Consider the following 1,223-nt stretch of genomic DNA (forward strand, 5'->3'; position numbering starts at 1 on the left):
CAGGACGTGGCGTTCTTAGTCTTTGATTTTAAGCGAGATACAGTGTAACTTCAATCGGGGAAATTTATTTTGCCAGTTGTTAGTTGAACCAATCGGGCATTTACTGGTAGTTGCCCTCTATGAGGGCCTAGTACCAATTAATGCGGGGAAAACTTCCTTTCAAAATCGCATGTCTACGCCGGAGGCTTTAACTTTATTCAGCCTTCAAATGAATAAAGTTAATCGTCGTCAGAGTAAGGGTTAATATGGATAAAGACATTTTGAACTTGCGCATATTCCATCAACTTCGCTTTTACCTTTTTCCCAACATTATGACCATCTTCCACAGTCATATAGGGATCAACAGAAATTTTCAAATCGACGATTACATAATGCCCGTGCTCACGTGCGTGAAGTTCTGTAATTTTCTTTACTTCTGGAACAGACATAACCAGCTTTCTAAATTCGGTTGTATCTTCGTCATGTAACACATGATCTAGGGTATTATGGATGGCTTCGGTTCCAAATTCCCATGCCATTTTAACAATAAGAACGGCAACAACTAGTCCCGCTACAGGGTCAGCATATACAAGCCAATCTAGTCCGAGATAGCCACCTAGAATGGCACCTATGATCCCTACAAGCGTTGCGAGCGAGGCAAATACGTCAGATCGATCATCATACGCATTAATAATGAGTGCATCACTCCTAATCTTTATTCCAAGATTATATTTATATCGAAACATGATTTCTTTAATGATGATGGAAAATAGGACGGCATAAATAGCCATTGTCTTAGGAACTTCAATAGGTTTAAAGAAGGATTCAATCGAGGCTTTCCCAATTTCAAATCCAACAAGTGCCAATAAAACAGCAACAATGATGGCCGAAACTGACTCAGCTTTCCCATGTCCATATGGATGATCTTCATCAGGTGGTCTTTTCGCAGCACGTACTCCTATGTATACAGCTACCGAACCGGCAACATCTGAAGCAGAATGGACTGCGTCAGCAATAAGCGCCCGACTATTTGATTGAACTCCAATTACCCATTTAATAATCGCGAGAATAATATTCCCCACAACACCAATGATGATGGCTTTTTCTGCTTGTTTAAAACGATCATTCTCCTTCAAAAAATCCTCATCCTCCCCATGTAGATTGAGAATATATCAAATACACCTTGGCGTATTTGCGCCCGATTTTCAGGCCCACACGATGTGGGTCATAAAGACGTTGCCACA

Annotated in this window: 1 protein-coding gene; it reads right to left on the reverse strand. The window is 40.8% G+C overall.

Going from position 1 to position 1,223, the window contains the following annotated elements:
* Positions 1-218: 218 nt before the first annotated feature.
* Positions 219-1,115, reverse strand: a complete 897-nt coding sequence (locus V7147_RS01690) for a cation diffusion facilitator family transporter (RefSeq protein WP_335366125.1) — start codon at positions 1,113-1,115, stop codon at positions 219-221.
* Positions 1,116-1,223 lie beyond the last annotated feature (108 nt).

Origin of the sequence: Bacillus sp. JJ1521, from assembly GCF_036965165.1 — a bacterium.
In the GTDB taxonomy this organism is placed as follows: domain Bacteria; phylum Bacillota; class Bacilli; order Bacillales; family Bacillaceae_L; genus Ferdinandcohnia.